The following is a 16,900-nucleotide window of genomic DNA, read 5'->3' on the forward strand; positions in this document are numbered from 1 at the left end:
AATTAAAATGTGGTGAAACCCAGATTTTTGCTTGGTGTGATCAATTTTTCAGAATTTGCTCGTAAATAGAAGTATTTAGCTCATTGATTCAGAATAAATATGGTCAGTAATATTCATAGCGATCGCTTTGTTTCTGAATAAAAGGTGAAATGGTAGTTTATGATGCTAAAGTTAGCCCACATCATGGTTTATGATGTTTTATAATTAGAGATGGGGAACGAGAAAGGAGTAAGCTCAAACTCTCTCAAAGACCTCACTTACGTTGAGTGAGTTGTAATTAACTCCTCTCTCCCCTTTTCATTGACAAATCGCATGTTAGTTATTCCAGGCTGGAAAGCAAAGGAATTTCTGTCGCATCACGAGATAAAAACACTGTTGCCCCAGAATTTACATCAGAAATTTGACTATTAGATTCGCTAGTATTTCCTTCGGGACTACTATTGTTTGTCTTTTTTGTTGCTGCTATTCCTTGAGTGAAATTATTATTACTCCGGTGAGAATTAGCACCACCAACTAATAGCTGCTGCTGTCTAGTGGATAATTCTAACTCGACAAACCAATCCAATGTAATTATTTGATGTGACATGATTGTTAGCCTCACTTACCGGAACAACTCAAAATTTGTCTGGGAAAGCTAAATCTAGCTAATTCGGACAACGAGGGTTACCCAAATTTACTATTACTAAGTCAAATTCTGCAATTGCAAATTTATTTCCTGGTTGAACATTTTAATTGTCTGCTTCAGGCTGATATCTCATCCTTACCTCACACCTATGAAAATCTGCGTTGTTGCGAAACCTGAAAGCTAAAGATGCAGAAACTGGCACTTATCGCCTAAACTGATCAAGATTATTTGTTTTTCCTTCCCTGACAAATTATGCGGTCATTCATCATTATTACCACTACCATTGAGAACTGGTGCTGTACCTAGAGCGTCAACCGAAGGTATACTTTCTGCACCCAATCCTAAGAGGTCTTGTGCCGCAGTGTTGACAACTGTCAATTGACCTGTGGAGTTGGCAGTGCTACCATCTGGCCCAGAAGTCGCTGAACCTTGTAGGTTAGCAATTCTGTTAGCAAAATTGCTCCCAGCTAGTTCAAAATCAACACCACCAGATACAAGTTCTTGTTGATCATCAGATAACGCGACTAAAAATTTTGATTCAATAGTTTGATACAACATGATTCTGAGCCTCATCTGCGTAATTCTTCCAGAAAGGATTCCAGAAATTAACTTGTAAATTTCGTTTTACCAAGTATTTAATTTGATCATTAGATTTGGTAAACAGCAAATTGGTAACAAAATTCTGGAATCCAAGCCTACTTCCCATGCCTAAGTGACCTCTACAATGGAGAAAGTTATTCGGGGTAACAATTGCAGATTTTTACTAAGAAAAGCATCAAAAATTTTTGGGTAAACTTTAGGCATAAGTCAAACGTTGGACTGGTTGACTATTCGCCATTATTGTTACCATTCATTCCGTATCTACGCCATTGAGAACTGGCGCAGCGCCCAAGGGGTCAACCGAAGGAACGCTGTCTGCACCCAATCCCAACAAGTCTTGTGCCGCAGTATTGATCGCGGTAACATCACCTGTAGAATTGGCATTACTGCCATCTGGCCCGGCATTAGTGGTACCCTGCAAGTTTGCCTGTCTGCGGGAGAAATTGCTACCAGCTAATTCAAAATCGGCACCGCCTGCTAAAAGCTCCTGTTGCTCATCTGATAATGTGATTAACAATTCGCAAGCAAATATTTGATGTGACATGATTGTTAGCCTCACTTACGTACATAGGTCTGTGACTACCTAAGACCTCAACTATAAGCACTGTTTGTGAGGAATTCATAAATCTCTAGATAGAAATCGATATTATATATCTACTCCTCAAAGTAGATACAAAATCTTTTATTTTTTCTAGATATACTAATATCTCAAGAGAATAAATAGTCAATATTAGATGTTTTTGCAGGTATCTCATCAAATACTCGATTTGTTCCCGGCGTTAGCGTACCTTACCGTAGGTATCGCTCATCCGTAATTGAAAAATATTCAGGGTTTTAGAGATACAAATATGCGTAAATAATTGCCATTGATGAATAATTTTAAATTTATCAGGAATTACGTAACCAACTACATATTTTCGTCATTGTGACCGTAGGGAAGCAATCTCAAAGCGCGTAAGTCCTATTTATTTGTAAGGTAATAACTCAATTAACATAAATGCTAGGGCCGCACTACCTAAAGGAACGGTCAAATTATCAATCCCCAAAAATGAAATAGCTTCTAAACTTGTAGCAACGAAAGCGATCGCTAGTGATACTACCCAAGTTGTCCACGTGTTACCTTGGACACCCAGCAAAATCATACTACTGATAAAATAGCTGACTAAGGCCATCGTTAACGAACCTTCCCAGCTTTTTTGCGCTCCCAAAACTTTATACTTATGCTGCCCAAAGCGTTGCCCAATCAATGCCGCTAGCCCATCGCCCCATGCCATGACCATAATACCGATAGCTGCGTATTGGGGCTGTTGAATATGCCAAAACCAGGCTATTAAAATACCCACACTAACAGCATAAAAGAATGTCCCTAAACTTTGCCGTCCCACGCTATTGATACCGGGAAGAATGGGAAATCGGTATGATAATAAGGTGATGGCACTTGCAACAACTGAAGCTGTAATGCCTACAATGGCGGGTATATTAAGCCACCAAGCTAGCAAAATTACGTTGCCAGTGCCAATGTGAACTATTTTTCTGACTATTTCTGGATCGCCTTTAGCAAAGCGATGTACTACCCATGCGATCAACAGGATGCATGACATCCAAACTGCAACTATAGTAATTTGCAGCCACGAAGATGAAACAGATGTTAAATCGACAATTAAAGATAACAAAGAATCTACAAGATAAGATTTTTAGGTTTATTACTAATCTATAGGATCTGGGTAATTGTGATGAAACTATTATTCATTTGGTTGATTAAAGGTTACAGAATGTTTATTTCGCCTTTGTTCCCCCCGACTTGTCGCTTTCAACCCACTTGTTCGATGTATGCCATGCAAGCCATTGAGAAATTTGGTGTCTGGCGCGGTGGGTGGATGGCGATTCGACGGATTTTGCGTTGTCATCCCTTTCATCCTGGTGGTTATGATCCGGTTCCAGAGTCTAAGTCACATTGTTGTAGCCACACTCGGCTGGATTCTGACCAAGAAGCGAAAGGAAAAAATCATTCAAGCAATTCTTAATCAGGAACAGTTAAATGGTGCGAATAGCTGCTCAAACCTCAAATTGGCAGAATTTTATGAGTCACCAGCTAGTTTTGCCGAAATTACACCTTGGGATTCCAACACAGCCGCAACTCGTAAAATTAAAGCTTCGTTGTGGGGTGCAGCGATTAATTGCACACCTAAAGGTAAGTCATGAGGACGCTGAATGGGTACTGATAAAACAGGTAAGCCGATGAAAGATAATGGTTGTGTGAATAACCCCAAATGAGGACGCACCAAAATTTCGTCACCATCTAAAATCATGGTTTGTTGACCAATTAATGGTGCAGAAATAGGTGTGGTGGGAGCAAGAATTATATCGACATTTTGAAATATTTCCCGCAGGCGATCGCCATACCATCTCCGAAAACGTTGTGCTTGTAAGTACCAGCTACTCGGTATTAATGCGCCAGCCAAAAAGCGATCGCGTGTAGCGGGGTCAAAATCCTGGGAACGCGACTGTAATTTGTTTAAATGCAGATTTGCCCCTTCGCTAGCTGTAATTACAAATGCTGCTGCCCTAGCACGCTGGGCTTCAGGTATCATTACATACTCAGTTACATTTAAAGCCTCAGCTACCTTTTGCACGGCTGCCAAGGCTTCCGATGCTACACCTTGAGTAAAGTAATCTCCAGCAATGGCAATTTTGATACCAGATATACCTTGATTGAGTTGTGAGACACATAATTGCGGTGGATGCTGGGTACAAATCGGATCACGCTGATCTTCTCCCTGAAGCACATCAAAGGCTGTAGCAATATCTTGTACCGAGCGCGCAAATGGGCCAATATGGTCAAAACTGCTAGAAAATAATACTACCCCAGCCCTAGACAAGCGCCCATAAGTTGGTTTAAAACCAAACACGCCACACAAAGCCGCCGGGACGCGAATAGAACCGTTAGTATCAGAACCCAGTGTCAGGGGAACTAACCCAGCCGCCACCGCCGCCGCCGAACCACCAGAAGAACCACCGGCAATTCGTTGCACATCATGGGGATTGTGGGTAGCACCATAATGGGAATTTTCTGTGACAAACCCATAGGCATACTCATCCATATTTAACGCGCCAACCAATATTGCACCGGCTTTTTTTAACTTGGCTACTGCGGTGGCATCTTGGGTAGCTGGGAGATTTTCGGCGTTAATTTTTGAACCTGCCAAAGTTATTAATCCAGCAATATCGTAAAGATTTTTGACAGCAAAAGGTACGCCAGCCAAAGCACCAGAGTTATTACCTTGGGCAATTTCTTCGTCAATTTTGGCAGCATCTACCAATGCGGTTTCCGCAGTTATTGCCGTAAAACAGTTGAATTGATGATTGCGAGCATTAATTTCTGCTAAGGCACTCTGGGTAACTTCCACTGCGCTAACTTGGCCTATACGCACAGCAGCAGCTATTGATACAGCATCAGCTGAGTGAATATTCATTATTAAAACTAAAAGTCAACTTTTATGAATATATTCCTTGTGCAAAATCCTGTTTAAATGCATCAAGTCTGGCGTTCATTTCCTGAGTCAGATTTTTTATACATGTATCACTGCTTAAAGTAGGTTGTGCATTCTTGGCAATATGCATTAATTGTGATTTAGATTCTTGTTGTCTTGCCCAATCACGAACTAAACGAATTGGAGATAAGATATCTCGTTTTTGATTAGGATGATGTAAACGCTTTATATGTGATGGTTGATAGTTTACACCTACAGATTGGCACCAGTCTTGCCACTTAAATTGTAGAATAGTAGGGTTAGTAATTATAGGAACCCAAGGTACACGCAGGGCATCGGCAATAATAGCACCATGCATAGCTTCTGCTAGTAAAACTTCTGTTTCGTTAATAGATGATAAAACTTTTTCTATTGACCAGCGTGGATCAATATATCCAAATCCTAGACTTTCACAGACTAAACTCCAACTGGTACCGGCTAGCTCGAAGTGAGGCATATAAGAAAATTTATATACCTTTTTATGGCTATAATTATCAAATAAATTTCTAACTAGTACCGCTCCATCTGTTACGGCTAATTTATCTGAAACACCTAATGCTTGGGCTGATAGTGGGCCACGCAGACAATAAATTTTATAAGTATCATTTAGCTGTGGTATTCCTTTTCCATAACCTACACCTGTACCAAATATCGCTCTTAAGCGAGAATTTTTGGTTTTGAGAGGTAATCTATCATTAATGAGAGTACCTATACCAACAAAGGTAGTTGTTTGGTTATCATCGATGACACCAGGAATTAATTTGTCCCATAACCAAGGATTAAGTTGATCACCAAAATTCTTTTCTCGGTAATAAAGCAGTTTCATATTTTTGCCCTTCCTTGGTAATATCGATGATGTTAGCGATGATTTATCTACGGTTTTCTATTTTGAGGATATTTACAAAAATTACATTTAAAAATGAAAAATCACTAATATTATTTATTGTAGTTTCAACCATTTTTTAAATACTGATAATCTTTCTATTTTTGCTAATAAATAAATGAAAATAATTTAAGTAAGTCGGCGAGAAAAAATCAAACTATGTTAAGCAATGTAAAATAATTAAAATTCATTTCGTAGTCAGAAGACTAAAGTCCTCACTACAAACCTTTAATTATTTACGCCGTCCTATTTAAAAGACGCGATCGCTTGACCTATGGCAAACTCTTTAACTACAGGATCTCAGTATTTATCTCTTGACTACAAATCTCCCACTCAGGCAATTTGATCCATATACTTAACCTTTTCTCTGTAAATACTCTTTGATAAAACTGTAAATATTTAATGTACTTTATATAAAGTTTAACAAGTAACACTATAACAGCCTAATACTATTTTATGTAATATTACGCAAGCTTCATGAAAAATTTATAATGCTCAGTAATTTTGCTAATATTATCAGGACTTACGTAACCAACCACTTATCCTCTGTGATCATGGTTTAAATACGGGTGCAGCTTCGATATCTTCTGGTAAAGGAAACTCATTTACCAGTTGAGCGATCGCTTGTATTTTCGCAAAATTTTCTACCACGCCATCATGTTCGGCATCTGTTAACTGCAAATCCAACAATAATGCCATTTGCTCAACATAGGTAACTACATCAAAATTTTTACTTACCATGCTTACTTGCCTTTAATTTAGGATAAGCAATCCGTTTATGGTGGAATTGCTGCCAAACTTCCACAAATATTTGAGCAATTTCTGTCATTTCTTCCCGTGTCAGCCCTGAATCTACTAATTGATTATCTTGCCATCTAGCACGGAGAATATTATTCAACATTGTTAAGGCTTGTTCGGGTGTGGCATCTTTAAGCGATCGCAGTGCGGCTTCACAAGAATCGGCTAACATGACTATTCCGGTTTCCCGTGATTGGGGAATGGGGCCGTCATAGCGAAAATCAGCCTCATCGACTGTTAAGCTAGGGTCTTCTTGGGCCATTTCCTGGGCTTGATGATAAAAATAAGCAATCAGCATGGTTCCTTGATGTTCAGGAATAAAAGCTTGAATTGCTGTGGGTAAAAGCTGTTTTCGCGCCATCATTACCCCTTGGCTGACATGCTTTTTGATAATTTCTGCACTCTTCCACGGATCATTAATTTCTGTTTCGTGTTTATTCGGCCCCCCCATTTGATTTTCAATAAAGCCTAGGGGGTCATGCATTTTGCCGATATCATGATATAATGTGCCAGCCCTAACGAGTTCGACATTACAGGCGAGTTTTTTGGCAGCAGCTTCAGCCAGGGTAGAGACAAACAGTGTATGTTGAAAAGTACCAGGGGTTTCTGTAGCTAGTCGTTTTAATAAAGGGCGATTTGGATTAGCCAATTCAGCTAACCGAATGGGGGTGACTAAATCAAAGAATTTTTCTAAATAAGGACTCAAGCCCAACGCTACAATACTCCAGGCTAAACCGGATAAAGCGAATAAGCCTGCGCTTTGCAGAACCATATACCAACCTGCGCTAAACACAGCACCAATGAGGAGCTTCATAATTAGGTACGTACCACCTTGAGTTAAGGCAATAGCAACACCTAATAATGCTAGTTCTTCACGCGATCGCAATCTTTTCGCCATACTACTGCCCAATATTCCCGCCGCCCCACCAGCTAAAAGGGCAATGATGCTGATTTCTGTAGTCATGGGTAAAATTAGTAACAATAGTCCCACTACTGTTACACCCAAAGCAGGCGCATAAAAGCTGCCCAACAATAAACCAACAGCACTCCAAGTTGTATAGGGTATGCCAAAGGCTAGCACTCCCGGCGTACTCAGGGTCAGTAGTAGAACTAAGAAGTAATCACGTTGTCGCAATTTACACTTCATCTGCCTTTCTACCAGCACAAAAATGCCAATGGCGGCTGTGACAACACTGGCTAATTTCGTTAACCCCAGCCAATTATTTTCCCGGCGGATTAATTGATAATGCTCTAGAACATCAAAGTGCCATTGCGTAATATTCTCTCCCTTAATCACAATTACTTCACCTTGAGGCACTTCCACCATCACAGGTGAGACTCCAGCTGATGCTTGCTGTACGCGTTGTTGCGTTTCTTCCTCATCTTGCTTTAAATTCGGTTGCAACACAGCTATTAATACCCTATTTGCCAAGGGTTCAGCATTCTGGGGTACAAATGCTTGTACTTGTAGGCTCACCGCACTCTGTAAAATACTTGATGGTAATCCTGGGGGAATCCCCTGTGTCAAAATCCTCTCGGCGCTGCGACGAATTCCGCTTTTTGTGGTTGTCCACTCGTTATCTGATAATTCCAGGAGGGCTGTTTCACTGTAAATTTTTTTAGAGAGGGGATTTTCTCTAGATAACAATTGTAGCTGGGCTTGGGCGTATGTTTTGCGGACTTGGGCCGTTTGGGTAATGAGTGCAGATAAGCTTGGCTCTGAAGTTGTGGCACGATAAGCTTTGAGTTCTTCTACCGCTTGAGTAAAGAAAGTTGTTGGAGCCACACTCACCGGTTGGACTTCTAAAGGAGACAGATACAGAGGTAAATTACCGGAGTTAATAAAAGTGGATAGCGATTGTTGTTCTGCATGGGGTGAACCTGTGGATGTGGGAAATAAAGGCAAATAAGCAGCAGCGGGTACTGGCTGTGCTGTACTACTTTGATGTCTACTCGAATTAGTTTTTTGCCTAGCAGCTAAAAACCCGGATCGTTTTTGGCTAGTAGGATGATTTTCTAAAGTTATCAGCAGCGTTTGCCATTCTGAAACAGAACAAGAGCGAAGATAATGCTGGGTCGGAATGGATAAAACTGATGTATCAAAAAAAGGAAAAGATCCAGCAATAGCGCGAATTTTATTGCCTTCGTCTAAAAGTTGCTGTAAAGTTTTGTCGATTTTTTCAGTCTTTTGGACATCGATCATCAAAACTGGGATAGAACTTCTACTGGCGGCTTGGCGTTGTGCTGCTGTTTCTTCTTGATTCTCAATGCTAGCAGTGTAAGGCGCTCTGATTGTTTGAGGTGCAGGAGTTCCTACTGTCAGCTGGGGTTGATTATATAGTTTATGCCCCATTACCCCTGTTAGGGAAACTACAGCGATCGCTACAACAACAGAGGAACGCTTTTCATGCACCCAGCCTAGACTTACTGCATCAATCCTACGTTGAATTCTGACCGATTTTGCCATTGTTCTGAGTGCTAATTCTTGTTGTTGGTGTTCGCTTTTATTGTTGATTTTTGATAAATATAGTTGTAAACGACTGCGGATTTTACTTTGAAGTTCATCAGATTGCCTGATACAGCTTTGACTTCTTACTGTCCCTAGCCAATATCTTTTACGGCGTCGTGCTTTGTAGCGTCGTCGCCAGCGAGTTAGTTGCTTGGTCAAAGACCAAAAAAACCTTTGCTTGTTCATGACCCCAGTTGCTTACTTTGATAACTCAAAACAAGACAATCCTGAGAAAAGTTCCAGCAGTGGGATCTGGTTGAAGCCGATGGGCCACAATAGCTACCTACAGATTAAAGTTATGTGTTGATGAGGAAGTTACAGAGTCAAAACTACTAAATTTTCTAGTTTTTAGCTGGTGTTTTACACTGACACGTTGAACAGTGACAATGGCATTAACGCAACCGGATGACATGGGGAGCCGCAAAGACGCAAAGCCCAGACTGTTCGTCAGACTTGACACATCCTTCCTCTGGAAACTCCCTAGGATGTAGGGCAATATCATACACTCCTGACCACACCGCAACAAGTGCATCAGATAATTTTAGCATTTGGGAAAAACTGGCTAATTCCCAAGTTGCTAAGTTTTCCGGAGACAATAAAATGCGCCACTTGATGGGAATTCCCGCAGTGCTGTTATCAGCTCCTGACAAAGCACCTGTAATGGCACTGATCATTTGTGAATCATGTAAAGTCCTAGTTGTTTGTCGCCCAAAATTGTCCTTGTGATTAGCCCGCAAAACTGCCAGACGAAAATCTTCTCTGGTGCTGAGAAAGCAGTAAAATGCCATCGCTATCACATTACTCGGCTCTGCTGCGCGACAAAATTCTGCTTGCGCTGTTGCTAACCCAAAACCTCCATGCAACAATTCATGAACTTTTAGTAATTTTTGTGTTATGGGTGTCGGTGTTTCGTCAATAAAAGCAATGATTTCGGGAATCAGGGTGGGGGGGTGAAGTTTTTCTGTGAGAGATTGAGCGATCGCATATCCTACTGCTAGGGCCCCATCCCTTACCACTGGGTCATCATGCCATATTTGCAATACATGTAATAAATTTTGTCGCAGTTTACTTGTATTTTCATGAAAAAAAAGAGCCACTGGTAACGTGGCAATAATAGCTGCTGGCGAGGTTTGATCAGTTATATCTAAATGAGGAGATTTTTGATGATAACGTTCTAGCCAGTTATCTACATCTAATTTACCTAGCTCAATTAAACTTTTAGTACCCAGAATGGCTATTTTGCCGACTTCTGAGTCAATTGGTGATTGCTTATAAGTATTCTGGGCAATAATTTTACCCAGCAATGTCCCGACAAAAGTAGCTCTAAACCGATGATTTAGTGAATAATGCATATTCAGAAAAAACTATTCGTTATTTCTTAAATGATGCACTAGAGCCTGTAGGCCCAACAAATAACTGTGGACGCCAAAACCACTTATTTGCCCGATAACTACGGCTGCTATATAAGAATGATGGCGAAAGTCTTCCCGGCGGTAAATATTGCTTAAATGCACTTCTACTGTAGGTAGGTTAACACCAGCGATGGCATCACGCAAAGCTATACTTGTATGGGTGTAAGCTCCGGCATTAATCAAGATTCCCTGATGTTTTCCTAAGGCGCCATGAATAGCATCTACTAAAACCCCTTCATGATTTGACTGCACGGGGGTAATCTTCGCCTGAAACTTGACAGCTTCTGCTGCTAACAAGTGATTAATTTCAGCCAAAGTCAAGGAACCATAAATACCTGGTTCTCTTTGTCCTAGTAAATTTAGGTTTGGCCCGTGCAGGACTAAAATACTTATAGGAGACGACAACTTCAATACCTTCAGGCTTTTAACGACGACGCGATCGCTCATTTACAGGAATCGGAATCAATTCCGGCTCCCGCTCACCTTCGGGCCCTAGCAAAGCTTCAATGAGCTTGCCTGCCATCTCCTTCAGTCTTTCTAGTACCTTTTCTATATAGTCCATTGAACTGACGGCTCCTGAGATACTACCTCAATTTTTTGACTAACAGTTACGCAGAACTGGCGTACTTTTGCACCTCTAGTTGGAAACTGGGCTAATACGAACTTCCGCATTTCGGGAGTGAGCTACTGGGAAAAATTGGTGTTGTGGTCTCCCTTACTTTATTAGAGTATCACATTACAAACCGACCAAGCTGCTTGTAAAGCATGATGGATATTCTTGATCCCGAGTCAAGAGTCCATAGGTAGAAAGTTTTACCACAACTAACTATGGACTTTTGATTTTAGACGTTAATTAAACTTCTGCATCATTTTTTTTCGCCCCAGTCTTGGTTGATTTAGCAGTTGACTTGGATCGAGAAGTTGTTGATTTACTCGTTTTGCGAGTAGATTTCTTTGTCGATGTTTTGGCTGCTAATAATGGCAACGCCGTAGCTAGCGTCACATCCTCCACTGACTGCCCTTCTGGGATACTGACATTAGTTTTGCCGTGCTTAATATAAGGGCCATAGGGGCCATCATAAATATTCACTGGCGTACCATCTTCAGGATGCGCGCCTAGTTCTCGTAACGCTGCTTTAGACTTGCTGCTACTAGAACCACGTCCTTTTTTAGGTTCAGATAACAATTCTAATGCCCGTTCTAGAGAAACTGTCAGCACATCATCACCAGCTTTGAGCGAGCGATAGTCTTTTCCTTCTTTGCCTTGGTCATGAACGACGTAAGGGCCAAAACGTCCCAAACTAGCTTGGATTTTACCGTTGGTTACCGGGTGCATTCCCAATGTCCTGGGTAAAGCTAAAAGACCCACAGACATTTCCAAGGTGACATTTTCTGGGGTGACACCTTTGGGTAATGAAGCTTGTTTAGGTTTGGGATTTTCTTCGGTCTTGTCGCCCAATTGAACGTAGGGGCCATAAGCACCAATTTTCACATAAATCGGTTCGCCAGTTTCGGGATGCCGACCTACCTGGTCAGGCCCTACAGTTTTTTGCCGCAGTAGTACTTCTACCTGTTTGGGGTCGAGGTCAGATGGTGTGAGATCTTTGGGAATTGAGGCCGTAACAACAGTGCCATCATTGTCAACTTCGATGTAGGGGCCATATTTGCCAATCCGGACTTTGGCATCTAAATTTTCCAGTAATACAGTTCGGGCTTGGCTGGCATCGATTTGACTTTCCTGTTCTTTGACTAAAGTTTCTAAGCCTTGATCTCCCAAATAAAATTCCCGTAAATAGGGTAACCACTTCGCCTCGCCTGTGGCAATGTCATCTAGAGTTTGTTCCATCTTGGAGGTGAAACTAGGATCTACGACATCCGGGAAATGCTTTTCTAACAGGTTGGTGACAGCAAAGGCGGTAAAAGTAGGTATCAGAGCGTTACTCACCAATTGGGCATAACCTTTATCGATGATTGTGCCAATGATGCTGGCATAGGTACTCGGCCGACCAATGCCTTCACTTTCTAAGGTTTTCACCAAAGTAGCTTCGGTGTACCTCGCTGGTGGTTGAGTTTCATGACCCACGGCGGACAAATCGGTACAATCCGGATGATCACCAACTTTCATACTGGGCAAAATCACTTCCTGATCTTCCAATGCGGCATCTGGGTCGTCTGAACCTTCGACATAAGCACGTAAAAATCCTGGAAAGTCAATGCGTTTACCAGAAGAGCGAAAGCCAGCGTCTTCAACTTCCAAATGCACACTAATTTGGGTTTGCCGACAATCAGCCATTTGGCTAGCCACGGTACGTTTCCAAATCAAGTCGTAAACAGCCAATTCCCGACCGCTTAAACCAGTTTCTTGGGGAGTGCGGAAGGTGCTACCCGCTGGACGAATAGCTTCGTGGGCTTCTTGTGCGCCTTTGGATTTGGTGGTGTATTGCCGGGGTTGGGGGCTGAGATAGTTTTTGCCGTACAGTTGTTCAACACAGCTGCGCGCCGCAGTAATTGCCTGATCTGACAAATGCACCGAATCTGTCCGCATGTAGGTAATATACCCTTGCTCATACAAATTCTGGGCAATCCGCATGGTGTCTCTGGCCGAAAGGCGCAGTTTCCGGTTGGATTCTTGTTGCAGCGTCGAAGTGGTAAACGGTGGTGCAGGTTTGCGCGTTACTGGACGCTCATCAATGTCGGCAACATTCCAGGTTTTTCCCGTGAGGCGTTCTTTGAGGGCTACCGCTTGTTCTTCGTTGAGTAACAAAACATTACGACCTGCGGTAATTTGTCCCGTAGCTGGGTCGAAATCGCTGCCAGTCGCTATTTTAGTTCCTCCCAATGTAATCAACTGGGCACCAAAGGGAGTTTTTTCCTGTAACAAGCTAGCTTTTAAATCCCAGTACGTACCTTCATGAAAGGCCCGACGTAGGCGTTCCTTTTTCACTAAAAGTCGTACAGCTACAGATTGTACTCGCCCAGCAGATAACCCCCAGGCGATTTTTTTCCACAGCAAGGGAGACAGGGTATAGCCAACTAATCGATCCAATATCCGCCGCGTTTCTTGGGCCCGAACTAACTGCTCGTCAATATTGCGGCAGTTTTTCAAAGCTTTCTTGATAGCGTCTTGGGTAATTTCGTGAAACACCATTCGCTTGGTGGGAACTTTTGGCTTGAGCAGCTGGTATAAATGCCAACTAATGCTTTCACCTTCCCGGTCTTCGTCAGTTGCCAGAATCAGTTCATCTGCCTCTTTGAGGGCATCTTTGAGCTGGGTGACAACCTTCTTTTTGTCTTTGGGGACAACATACACCGGTTCAAAGTCGGCGTCTACATTTACCCCTAGCTGCGCCCACCGTTCCGCTTTCACAGCGGCGGGAATTTCACTAGCTGATTGGGGTAGGTCACGGACGTGACCCATAGACGCTTCCACCCGATAGTCTTTTGGCAGGTAGTTGCGAATGGTACGAGCTTTGGTCGGAGATTCGACGATGACGAGAGTTGACATGGAAATTTCAAGAAAAAAAGTAGCTGCTAAGCTAAACAGTCAAATTGAAGTAATTTCGGTGAAATGTCAAGATAAAACGTCACGCTTAGGGCTGTGATTTAATCCTCACACAAATTACCTGTTAGGGCGAAAATACGCTAAATCAATAGCGTAGTCTTTCCTAGATGATAGGTCAGACGAACTCTGTAACTGAATTGCCAGCTACTTCAATCTTTAACTTATCTCAGGCATGATTGGCGAATAGAGTTTTCAAAATGCCCCTGAAGTGAATACGTTGATACCTTACCTTAACTCCTTTATATTCAACTGGAGATAGGAAGCAACAAGATAGGGCAGAGGTAGAAGGTGTCGAGTGTAGCTGAATCACTGTGGTCTTGGGGATTTCCACATTATTTACCACAAGTCAGTTAACCCGCCCAATGCAGTGTCTCTCCATGAGTGAAAAAGCAGGGGAGCTATCGCCCACAATTCCACTCGGCTTTAAACCTTATCTTTTGGTAAATATCACCGTTGCAGACGTGTTAGAGGAATCACCTCTAAGGAAGAAAAACAAAAGATTATCTCAAAATATTGTGTTAAGTTAAGAATTGATAATAATGTGAAGCGGTTTGCTGACAGAAATTATTTAGGAACGCAGAACATTACCTGAGTCAATGGGGGAATTTATCCAGAGGTATGAGCTAGACAAAATTTTTTAATTGGATAATAAGCTAGGAAAATTAATAATATAGTTAAATTTGATAAATAATACCATATATTTGGCATAAATTAAAAGATTTAAGCTTTTTCTCGATAAAAGTTATGTTAGGATAATTTCGGAGAAGTTAATTTCGGTGATACGGATCTTGTTTTTAGTAATAATTGCAAGCGGCTCTCCGGATAAACATCTCTGCATCAATGGATTCTGGAGAGTTTCATGTCAATCTACGTAGGGAACCTATCCTACAGCGTCACAGAAGACGACCTCAGCAAAGTATTTTCCGATTACGGTTCTGTCAAGCGAGTTCAGTTACCCACCGACAGGGAAACAGGACGCGCACGGGGCTTTGGTTTCGTAGAAATGGAATCAGATGCCGCAGAAGATGCTGCGATTGAGGCTCTAGACGGTGCCGAATGGATGGGTCGTGCAATGAAAGTTAATAAAGCTAGACCACGGGAGGACAAAGGTAGCCGCTCTGGTGGTGGATACTCACAACGCTATTAAGTCTTAAGTTTATCCATCAAGGCAGACGTACAAAGATTTGCCAGTTAAAAATTTTTTTAAATGAGCAGTTCAGTAAATCGCTGGGCTGCTTGTTTTTTAGTCATTGGTCATTATTAAAAGAGAACAGCAAAAGTGCTTCACTTCCCCATATCCCCACTCCCAAACACGTAGAAATAAAGATAAATGCAACGTTGGTGAAGAACAATAGATAAAATAAACTCAACTAGCCTTAATGTCTAATCGCCAAAACCTATATATCTCATGGATTTTGCTAATCTTACATCCCAGCTCAATGCTGGAACAATCTTGCCAGAGGGGATTGTAATTGTCACCCTTTTGGGGGTTTTGATTGTGGATTTGATTTTGGGGCGTACATCTTCACGCTGGATTGGATATCTGGCGATCGCAGGTTTAATGGCTGCGGTGGGCGCCCTTTATCTTCAATGGGATGCGACTAATCCCATCTCCTTTAGTGGTGGTTTTGTGGGTGATGACCTCAGTATCGTGTTTCGCGGTATTGTGGCCTTGTCTGCGGTTGTCACTATATTGATGTCAATTCGCTACGTTGAGCAGAGTGGTACTGCTTTAGCAGAATTCATCGCCATTTTGCTGAGTGCAACCTTGGGAGGAATGTTTTTATCGGGTGCTAGTGAGTTGGTGATGATTTTCATCTCACTAGAAACCCTCAGTATTTCCTCTTACTTGCTCACAGGGTATACTAAGCGTGACCCCCGCTCCAACGAAGCAGCGCTGAAATACCTGTTAATTGGTGCGTCCAGTACAGCGATATTTTTATACGGCGTTTCGCTGCTGTACGGTCTATCCGGTGGACAAACAGAATTAGATGCGATCGCTAACGGTATTGCCGCAGCTAACGTTGGTCAATCCTTAGGTTTGGTAATTGCGCTGATTTTCGTCATTGCAGGTATCGGCTTTAAAATTTCTGCTGCACCCTTCCACCAATGGACACCAGACGTTTACGAGGGCGCTCCTACCCCGGTAATTGCCTTTTTATCTGTGGGTTCCAAAGCCGCAGGTTTTGCCCTAGCTATTCGCTTGTTGACAGTCGTCTTCCCCCTCGTTGCTAACGAATGGAGATTTGTCTTCACTGCCCTTGCAGTCCTCAGTATGGTGTTGGGTAACGTAGTCGCCCTCGCCCAAACCAGTATGAAACGGATGCTAGCTTATTCATCCATTGCTCAAGCTGGATTTGTGATGATTGGCATGATTGCAGGTACTGAAGCCGGATACGCCAGTATGGTGTTTTACCTGATGGTTTACCTGTTCATGAACCTGTGCGGTTTTACCTGCATTATTCTCTTCTCCCTACGGACAGGAACCGACCAAATTGCCGAATATTCTGGGTTGTATCAAAAAGACCCACTGCTCACACTAGGACTGAGTATCTCTTTGCTTTCCTTGGGTGGGATTCCGCCCTTAGCTGGCTTTTTTGGGAAAATTTACTTGTTTTGGGCTGGTTGGCAAGCTGGTCTTTATTGGTTAGTTTTGCTGGGTTTAGTAACCAGTGTTGTCTCCATCTACTACTACATTCGTGTAGTCAAGATGATGGTAGTCAAAGAACCCCAAGAAATGTCCGAAGTCGTGAAGAATTATCCAGAAATTCAGTGGAATTTGCCTGGATTTAGACCTTTGCAAGTGGGATTGGTAGTAACTTTAATTGCCACGACCATTGCCGGAATTTTGTCCAATCCGCTATTTACATTGGCTAACAATTCCATTTCTCATACTGCAATGCTAGATGCAACAATTGCTGAGAGAAATCAGGTAAGTGCAATTGTCACACAGCAACCCAAAAAGTTGTAGATTAGATTCT

General features: G+C 42.2%; 15 protein-coding genes. 3 read left to right on the forward strand and 12 right to left on the reverse strand.

Features of this window, described 5'->3' with window-relative positions; all coding sequences use genetic code 11:
• Positions 1-319 precede the first annotated feature (319 nt).
• From ACM0OT_RS10965 to ACM0OT_RS10980, 4 genes are all read right to left on the reverse strand, one after another.
• Positions 320-586 carry a CTB family bacteriocin gene (locus ACM0OT_RS10965; protein ID WP_414564381.1) on the reverse strand — a complete coding sequence of 89 codons (267 nt, stop codon included), beginning with the start codon at positions 584-586 and terminating at the stop codon, positions 320-322.
• A gap of 297 nt (positions 587-883) precedes the next feature.
• Positions 884-1,183: a CTB family bacteriocin gene (locus tag ACM0OT_RS10970; RefSeq protein WP_414564382.1), complete on the reverse strand. Its 300-nt coding sequence runs from the start codon at positions 1,181-1,183 to the stop codon at positions 884-886.
• Positions 1,184-1,475: 292 nt separating this feature from the next.
• Positions 1,476-1,769, reverse strand: a complete 294-nt coding sequence (locus tag ACM0OT_RS10975; protein WP_414564383.1) for a CTB family bacteriocin — start codon at positions 1,767-1,769, stop codon at positions 1,476-1,478.
• A gap of 421 nt (positions 1,770-2,190) precedes the next feature.
• Positions 2,191-2,898 (reverse strand): diacylglycerol/polyprenol kinase family protein, encoded by a 708-nt coding sequence (locus tag ACM0OT_RS10980; RefSeq protein WP_414564384.1) that lies wholly within the window; start codon positions 2,896-2,898, stop codon positions 2,191-2,193.
• Positions 2,899-2,958: 60 nt separating this feature from the next.
• Between ACM0OT_RS10980 and yidD the strand changes: the two genes are divergently transcribed.
• Complete coding sequence (yidD, locus tag ACM0OT_RS10985) at positions 2,959-3,249, forward strand: membrane protein insertion efficiency factor YidD (RefSeq protein WP_414564385.1); 291 nt, start codon at positions 2,959-2,961, stop codon at positions 3,247-3,249.
• Between the two features lie 54 nt (positions 3,250-3,303).
• On the opposite strand, the gene ACM0OT_RS10990 is transcribed toward yidD, so the two are convergent.
• The 8 genes from ACM0OT_RS10990 to topA form a co-directional block, all read right to left on the reverse strand.
• The gene (locus tag ACM0OT_RS10990) at positions 3,304-4,698 is read right to left on the reverse strand and encodes an AtzE family amidohydrolase (protein WP_414564386.1); all 1,395 of its coding nucleotides are present in this window, start codon (positions 4,696-4,698) and stop codon (positions 3,304-3,306) included.
• Positions 4,699-4,720: 22 nt separating this feature from the next.
• Entirely contained in the window at positions 4,721-5,581 is an 861-nt protein-coding gene (locus ACM0OT_RS10995) for a polysaccharide pyruvyl transferase family protein (RefSeq protein WP_414564387.1), read from the reverse strand.
• Between the two features lie 609 nt (positions 5,582-6,190).
• The gene (locus ACM0OT_RS11000) at positions 6,191-6,379 is read right to left on the reverse strand and encodes a DUF4089 domain-containing protein (protein WP_414564388.1); all 189 of its coding nucleotides are present in this window, start codon (positions 6,377-6,379) and stop codon (positions 6,191-6,193) included.
• Complete coding sequence (locus tag ACM0OT_RS11005) at positions 6,369-9,131, reverse strand: HD family phosphohydrolase (protein WP_414564389.1); 2,763 nt, start codon at positions 9,129-9,131, stop codon at positions 6,369-6,371. The genes ACM0OT_RS11000 and ACM0OT_RS11005 overlap by 11 nt, the downstream gene beginning before the upstream one ends.
• A gap of 206 nt (positions 9,132-9,337) precedes the next feature.
• Positions 9,338-10,297, reverse strand: a complete 960-nt coding sequence (locus ACM0OT_RS11010) for an ADP-ribosylglycohydrolase family protein (RefSeq protein WP_414564390.1) — start codon at positions 10,295-10,297, stop codon at positions 9,338-9,340.
• 12 nt (positions 10,298-10,309) lie between these two features.
• Positions 10,310-10,804, reverse strand: a complete 495-nt coding sequence (gene aroQ / locus ACM0OT_RS11015) for a type II 3-dehydroquinate dehydratase (protein ID WP_414564391.1) — start codon at positions 10,802-10,804, stop codon at positions 10,310-10,312.
• Positions 10,782-10,919: a hypothetical protein gene (locus ACM0OT_RS11020; protein ID WP_414542926.1), complete on the reverse strand. Its 138-nt coding sequence runs from the start codon at positions 10,917-10,919 to the stop codon at positions 10,782-10,784. Before ACM0OT_RS11020 ends, aroQ begins: the two co-directional genes overlap by 23 nt.
• A gap of 291 nt (positions 10,920-11,210) precedes the next feature.
• Positions 11,211-13,862 (reverse strand): type I DNA topoisomerase, encoded by a 2,652-nt coding sequence (gene topA / locus ACM0OT_RS11025; RefSeq protein WP_414564392.1) that lies wholly within the window; start codon positions 13,860-13,862, stop codon positions 11,211-11,213.
• A 916-nt stretch (positions 13,863-14,778) separates the two neighbouring features.
• On the opposite strand from topA, the gene ACM0OT_RS11030 reads away from it, so the two are divergent.
• Entirely contained in the window at positions 14,779-15,066 is a 288-nt protein-coding gene (locus ACM0OT_RS11030; RefSeq protein WP_414564393.1) for an RNA recognition motif domain-containing protein, read from the forward strand.
• A gap of 261 nt (positions 15,067-15,327) precedes the next feature.
• The gene (locus tag ACM0OT_RS11035) at positions 15,328-16,890 is read left to right on the forward strand and encodes an NAD(P)H-quinone oxidoreductase subunit N (protein ID WP_414564394.1); all 1,563 of its coding nucleotides are present in this window, start codon (positions 15,328-15,330) and stop codon (positions 16,888-16,890) included.
• The last annotated feature ends 10 nt before the right edge of the window (positions 16,891-16,900 follow it).

Origin of the sequence: Anabaena sp. CCY 9613, from assembly GCF_963920895.1 — a bacterium.
Taxonomy (GTDB): domain Bacteria; phylum Cyanobacteriota; class Cyanobacteriia; order Cyanobacteriales; family Nostocaceae; genus Cyanocohniella.